At 40.8% G+C, this 7,415-nt stretch carries 3 protein-coding genes and 1 pseudogene; 2 read left to right on the top strand and 2 right to left on the bottom strand.

What is annotated here, in order from left to right; translation table 11 throughout:
* Positions 1–321 (bottom strand): annotated as a pseudogene (locus EO93_RS16955) (hypothetical protein); the annotation flags it as partial.
* A 247-nt stretch (positions 322–568) separates the two neighbouring features.
* Between EO93_RS16955 and EO93_RS11865 the strand changes: the two are divergent.
* Complete coding sequence (locus tag EO93_RS11865) at positions 569–1,615, top strand: serine/threonine-protein kinase RIO2 (RefSeq protein ID WP_048162698.1); 1,047 nt, start codon at positions 569–571, stop codon at positions 1,613–1,615.
* 460 nt (positions 1,616–2,075) lie between these two features.
* On the opposite strand, the gene EO93_RS16580 is transcribed toward EO93_RS11865, so the two are convergent.
* Positions 2,076–5,063 carry a PAS domain S-box protein gene (locus EO93_RS16580; RefSeq protein WP_052735453.1) on the bottom strand — a complete coding sequence of 996 codons (2,988 nt, stop codon included), beginning with the start codon at positions 5,061–5,063 and terminating at the stop codon, positions 2,076–2,078.
* 339 nt (positions 5,064–5,402) lie between these two features.
* Between EO93_RS16580 and EO93_RS11855 the strand changes: the two genes are divergently transcribed.
* The gene (locus EO93_RS11855) at positions 5,403–7,394 is read left to right on the top strand and encodes a DUF460 domain-containing protein (protein WP_048162697.1); all 1,992 of its coding nucleotides are present in this window, start codon (positions 5,403–5,405) and stop codon (positions 7,392–7,394) included.
* Positions 7,395–7,415: the final 21 nt, after the last annotated feature.

Raw genomic sequence — 7,415 nt, 5'->3', positions numbered from 1 at the left:
AGTGTTTGCTCTTGTTCCCTTTGAACCAAAATTTACAGAAGGAGACGGAGAATCAGATGTTGAACCGTCACCAAATACCCATTGAATTTTAGGATTACCTGTAACTGTAATAATTGGTGAAAATGATGAACCAGTAGTAACAAACGTAATATTTGCTTCAGGTGTCGGAGGTATTACCTTTGCATTTGGACTGGAGCTTGAATTGTTCTTATCAGAGTCTGACGAGTCTGAACTCGTACATCCCAGAGTAGAAGTAACTAAAATAATAATGGCTAATAATTCTGCAAATTTAATCTCAGAAATTCTATTGGGAAATCGCATAACAGATCTCCTGATATTATTTACTTTGAGATTGTTTTTCTGTAAATTTACATTATTTTTGAATAAAGTAGGCTTATGAAATACTTAACTTTTACTAAATATTTATATTTTCTGCCCTAAAAAAGTTTTCTTTTTAACCTGGTTTTTGAACGCTCCCTTATGGCGAATAAGGTTGTAAAGGTCAGAGAATTCGTAATAATTCGGGCGATCATTTAAATATCGAGGGTGATATGTATAACAGGATAGGATGATCGACGAAGTGCTAAAGGTTTTCAAAAAGATCGATGCAAAGGATTTCAGGATACTTACAGGCATCGAGACAGGGATGAAACATTTTGAGTGGGTGCCGATAGAAGAATTGAATAAGTACACTAAAATGCCTCTCGATAAGCTGGAATACAGGTTAAGAAAACTTGTCCGGGATAAGCTTGTTGTCAGAACCACCCAGCCTTATGAAGGTTACCAGATTTATTTTGAGGGCTATGATGCCCTTGCTCTCAATTCCTTTGTGAAAAGGAGAAGTATCAGCGCCATAGGGGACGAAGTAGGGGTAGGCAAGGAGTCTGTCATTTTGGAAGCGATCCGGCAGCCTGAGCTTGCAATAGGGAAGCCTTCTCCGGTCATAATCAAATTCCACAGGGAAGGCAGGACCAGCTTCAAGCAAATAAAAAGAGTACGTGACCACATTGGGGAAAGAGAGCACTTTTCATGGATTTATGCTGCTCGTCTTGCTGCCCAGAGGGAGTATGAGATCATGACAAAGGTATACCCTCAGGTGTCTATCCCAAAACCCCTGGATCAGAACAGGCATGCAATTGTTATGGAGATTGCAAAAGGCAGCCTGCTCTCAAAAACAAAGCTTCTTAACGCTGAGTGGTATCTCGATGAGATTCTCAGGCAGGTAAAGATAACCTACTCGCTTGGAATCATCCACGCCGATTTAAGTGAATATAACATCTTTGTATCCGAAGACGGCGTCCAGCTCATCGACTGGCCTCAGTATATCACTCCTGCCCATCCCCATGCTGACGAAATTCTCGAAAGGGATGTTTCAAATGTACTGGTTCATTTTAATCGGAAGTATGGGATTAAAAGGGAGCTTGAAGAAGTAATTCGTGAAATTAAAAGTGGAGCAAGCTTAATCGAAGCAAGCAGAGACGAAGCCAGCAGAGACGAAGCAATTATAGAAGGAACAGGTAAAAGGGGTGAAGGTCTAAATGAGAGGATCAGCGAAGAAAATAAAGATAAAGAAAATGACAATAAAGAAGAAGCGTTCGGAGAAGAGAGGAATTAAAAGAAACAGATGAAAGATAAGTAAAAGATGAAAGATAAGTAAACTCAGATCGGATAAAGAAAATAAAAGTTCTTTATCGTAAAAATTTTTTATTGCGATAAATATTAGTATTTTATAACTTGACTTCCCCCTCTGAGCGAGCTAAAACAATGTCACATGTACCCAGGTCGCCCGAAGACCGTCTTCATCCTCTTTTTTTCACGGCATATCCCAATCTACCAGTCCCTAAATGATAAAGATGTCTGCCTACCTCCCCGGGTGAAATGATTTCTTCCATAACGGCGGTAAAAAGTAGGTGGGGGATGAGGCTAACACAGATACAGAGAGATTCGGGCCTTAATACAAAAACATGTGCCAGAGAGATAATTTTATGCTTAACCGATGACGCATGTTCACTTATATTGATTTCACTTATTATGTGAAGGAAATGGAGCGATTATCCTTTTTTCAGTAAATCACATTATTTTTCTTTTACAGGCAATATAATTGTGAAAGTGCTCCCTTTTGTTACCTCACTTTTAACTTTTATTTCTCCACTATGCATCTCAACTAAATTCTTGACTATTGTCAGGCCTAATCCTGACCCGCCGTACATTCTGGAAAGTGAAGAATCAACCTGTTTGAAGGGCTCAAAAATTATTTGTTGTTTATCTTCCGGAATTCCAATACCATCATCTCCAACGGAAATTCTGATTGTGTTTCCTGATTTGTTTGCCACAACCTCTATGTGTCCATTCTCGGGAGTAAATTTCAGGGCATTGTTTACAAGATTATAGAGAATTTGCTTGAACTTTATTTTATCTGCATATATATTCAGGTCCGCAGGTTCGGCTGAGAATTCCACGGATATGTTTTTGGAAGTCGCGAATGGAGTTGCGATATTTTTTACATCTTCAAAAATGTCTGCAACATGTACAATTTCAAATGATAATGAAATGTCTCGGGATTCGATTCTGGAAATATCGAGAATATCATTGATCAAATTAAGAAGGTGGTTTCCACTTCTAGAAATATTTTTCAGGTACCTCAATTGCCTTTCATTAAGGGGACCAAAGATCTGGGCAAGCAACATATCAGAATAGCCTATTACTGAATTGAGAGGCGTTCTCAACTCATGGCTCACTGTTGCGAGGAACTCATTTTTGGTCCGGTTAGCCTCTTCCGCATGGATTTTCGCATCAATAAGGGCTTTTTCTGCCTCTGCCTTTTCAGTAACGTCTCTGAAACTCCATACGCGCCCTTTAATAATTCCATTGTTCATGAGCGGAGTCGATAAGCTTTCAAATACCCTCCCATCTTTAAAATAAATATAATACGTATTTGTTTCTTTTGAGTGGTAAAGGGCCTGGATTTTTGATAAATATTCTTTAGAACATTTTACCTGGTCTGAATAGAAAGAAAGTAATTCGTCGTAATTTTTCATGTTAGCCAGGGCTTCGGGTATTCTCCACATTTTAACAAACTTTGAATTTGAAAAAAGAATTTTGTGGTTATTGTCGACAACAAAAATACCATCAACAGTTGATTCAAAAGTTGATTTTAAAATAGTGTCTATATGTTGAATCTCTATTGAAGCTCGCTTTTGCTGAATTGCCAGTGCATAAATTGCAGCAACCTTTCTGATAGCTTCAAATTCGGAATCGGAATACCCCTGGTTTGAATTTGCAAGGGATATCTGTCCCATGAGTTCATTTCCGACAACAGCAGGAAAACTTAAGAAATTGTTCAGTTTTATGTGCCCTTCAGGGGCTCCTCCTGAACCCGGGTGCATCTCCGGAGAATTTATATAAAAGCCTTTTTTTGTGTTTAAAGCGTGGCCGAATAATTTGGTATAAAGGCCATCCGGCCCTCTTGGAAAAGAGATTTTTTTATCGTTTTCATTAATGCTGCAACTTTCCATCATCCTGGTCAGAGTATGACATACGTTGTCGCCGGTTTCGGGGTCAATAGAAGAAACATATCCGTGGTCACTTCCGGTCAGCTCCTTAGAGGCTGAAAGGACAATGTTTGCAATTGTTTCAATGGAATTATTCGGGTCTATAAGGGCGTCTGCCAGTTCTGCAAGTGACCTGTTGACATCAAGCTCCCATTTCAGTTTTTTCACATTAGTTTTGTATTCCGTAATGTCCATGGAAAAAACAGCAATGTGGGATATCTGATTAGAATAATCATAAACAGGGTAAAAGTTGTGCTGAAAATAGTTTCCTTCATTCATGTCTTCAAACTTCAACGCTTTTCCTTCAGCTAAAACGGTATCAAACTTTTGTTTTCTGCTGCTCATAATTTTTTCAGGAAGAAGGTCATATATGTTACATCCTATGCATTTTTGTGATGTGGTGTTTAGCTTCTTAGCAGTGGATTCATTTATCTGAACAATTGTGCCGTCCGGTTCCATGAGAAACGCATATTCTGTAATAGCATCTATCATTGAGCGCAAAAGCTTTTCATTTTCGAGAGCTTTTCTTTCGGCTTTCTTCTGTGCTGTGATATCCTTGAAAGCACAATGTGTCTGCTTGAAACTGCCATCCTCGTTATATGCTATTTTTCCGTCAATAACGATATTTATTCTTTTACCGTCTTTCCTTACAGCTTCATATTCAACCCCATGTATCTCTCCATGGGAATTGAATTTGTCCAAATTATTTTTGAATTTTTCAGCATCCTCAGGTGTAAGGAAGTCTTTGAAACATTTTCCAATTACTTCTTCGTAGGAATAACCGAGGGTTTCAAGCCAGGTATTATTAACATCAATGAAATATCCATTTTCGTCCAGGGAGTGATAGCTCAGTGGAGCTTGCTGGAAAAGGATCTCGAATCTGTTTTCAGCTTCATGAAGTGCTCTTTCTGTCCAGATAGCCTGGATTTTTTTGGAAACATGGGCAGTAATCGTTTCTATGGCAGACACATAATGAACTTTTTGCCCTTCTGGCACCAGAATGGAAATTCCACCAAAAATATTCTTTTCGTTAGAAAAGCCAATAACCTGAATGGAGCCGATGTTGAGATTCTTTTCAATTTGTTTACAGGAATAGTATGGCACTTTTTTTGCCAGCAAAGCATAAAGGCCATCTTTGAAATGTTCAAGTTTGCCGCTTTTAAAGAGCTGGGGGTTTAATTCCATATCTTTCGGCCTGAAAGATACGTCCTCAAGGCCCCTGTCAGGAATACCGGCAACCTTTTCTGTTATGCCCTCAAGCCCTGGCGCTGCTCTTATCCTTACAGCGTTTATGCTGCTATCATAGAGTGATACAATAACATAGCAGTCCTTATTCAATTTGTGAACGGCTTCCCCAACTAACTTACATATCCTGTCGGTGTCTTCGACCTGATAGGTTTCGATTAAAATGTCGTTAATGAGCTGAAGTTCATTTAAACGTTCATTATAATCAAATGTATTTGAACCACTTTCAGGTGATTCGTTATTAAAGGTTTCATCGTGGCCGTTCATCCTATATTTATCTCTTCAGTTTTTATATATAAATATTCTTATTCAGTTAAAGGGCGCTTTAAAATACTTTTTATCACGATATGGCCATTTTTTTAGCTCAATTTCATAAATATGTTAAATATTTTGTTTTTATTCAAAATATATCCTCAATTAAAGGTTTAATTATCACAAAAATCTAATTAATGATATATTTTATACCTGAATAATTCAAGTGTTGATTAAAATTTTAAGAATTAAAGTTAGCTGAGGCTAGAGCGCGGGACCTTATAGACTATGTCAATTTTATAAAATAAAGGTAGAAATCAGTTAAATATATATTCATCCAGAGATAAAATATAGGTGTTCATGCAAAACAGGATCATCTATGGAATTGATATCGCCCGGGGTTCCCCAAGGGCAAAGGAACTTCCTCGCTATGCTCTGGCTATCCTGAAGGACGGAGAAGTTTCCCATCAGAGTATGCTCCGCCGCCAGAAAATCTTTAATCTGATCCAGAGGGACAGGCCGGAGATAATAGCCGTTGACAATATTTTCGAGCTTGCAGCTGACAGAAACGAGCTCCTTTCACTTATGGAACGCCTGCCTGATGGGGTAAAACTCGTTCAGGTCACAGGCGGGCTTCACCCGGAACCTCTGGTCAGGATTGCGCGGAAGCAAGGGCTTTTCTTTGACCCCAAAAACCCTAATGACGAAGCTGAAACCTGTGCCCGGCTTGCAGACCTGGGGGTTGGGCATGAGGTTTCTCTTTTTGAAGATATTACGAGAATTAAGGTCAGCAGAGCCCGTTCCCTCGGACGGGGAGGCTGGAGCCAGAACCGGTACGCAAGAAAAGTGCACGGAGCCGTGCTTCAGAGGAGTCGGGAAATTGAAAATACCCTCAAGGACCTTTCACGGGAAAAAGGTATCATGTTCGATGCCGTAAATATAAAGGGGTTCGGAGGCTATGTGAGGTCCGAATTTACAGTCTATGCAAAGCGTGGAGAGATTCCAATACATCCTATGGCAAGCAGCGATGCGCAGGTAAGTGTGAGAAGTGTCGAACGCGATAAAATCCGGTATGTTCCCCTGAAGCCGAAGAACCCCGGGCGTAAATTCACTATCGTGGGGCTCGATCCTGGTACAACCGTGGGCATAGCTATTCTTTCTCTTGATGGAGACCTCCTCTATTTGAAAAGCTTCCGGGGAATAGCTCCTGATGAAGTTGTCAAGCTTATTGCCGAATACGGAAAACCTGCAGTAATTGCAAGCGATGTCACTCCAATGCCCGGCTCGGTTGAAAAAATCAGGAGGAGCTTTAACGCAGTCCCTGCAAGCCCTGGAATTGAAGTCTCTGCCGAAGAAAAAATTGCGCTTGGAAAAACCTTCGGCTACTCCAATGACCACGAAAGGGATGCATTAACTGCAGCTCTTCTCACTTACAGGAGCTACAAGAACGTCTTTATGCGAATTGAAAAGAAAGCTCCGGAAAATGCAGACCTTGAGCTGATAAAACTTCATGTAATCCGCGGAGACTCAATAGAAGCTGCGATCGAAAAAGTCCGGGCTGCATCGATTGCTCCTGAAAAGCCAGGGGCAAGGGCTGCTCCTGAAAAACCCGAGGAAAGGGTAGTTGACGAATCTCTCCTGAAAGTGAGAGAGACTGTCCAGAGGCAGGGAGAACAGATTCAGAACCTGCAGGATTATGTAGAAGAATTAAAACAGTCACTTATTGCAAAAGACAGGAAAATCTCAAAGCTTGAGTCAAGGTTGAAAGGCTTCAAAAAGGAAGCTTACGGCGAAGTCCGGAAATCAAAAGAGGTCCAGATCCGGGACAGCACCATAGAGAACCTGAAAAAAGAGCTCAGCAATAAAAATAAAACCGTAAAAGAACTCAGGCGCAGGAGCAACAAACTGCGTAAAATCCAGAAAATGGAAATTCGCGGCGAAGGCACTCCTGTAAAGGTTATTGCAGCTTTTACAAAGGAATCAATTGCCGAAACAAAAGAAAAGTACGGGCTCAAGCCAGAAGATGTGGTTTTCCTGGAAAATCCAAGCGGAGGCGGTGCTGCAACAGCCCAGATCCTTGTGGAAGCAAAAGTTCGGGCAGTACTTATCCCGGAAGATATTTCGCATGCAGCAGAAGAGACTTTTTTCAAGGGGGACGTGCCGGTTTTAAGGGGCATCCCGCTTGAAAGGGCTGAAGACTTTGCAATGGCTGAGCCAGAAGGCCTTAAAGCTGCAATTGATGCCTGGGAAAAAGAAGCCGGGGCAAAGCGCCACAAAGCCAAGGAAGACGAATTGCAGAGCCTCTTTGAAGAGTACAGAAGTGAGAGGCGGAGGGGCCTTGTTTAAGGCTCTTCTGATCTTAGTTCC

The organism is Methanosarcina sp. 1.H.A.2.2 (assembly GCF_000979975.1).
In the GTDB taxonomy this organism is placed as follows: domain Archaea; phylum Halobacteriota; class Methanosarcinia; order Methanosarcinales; family Methanosarcinaceae; genus Methanosarcina.
Note: the sequence above shows the minus strand (reverse complement) of the source record. Positions and strands in the feature narration are given on the sequence as shown.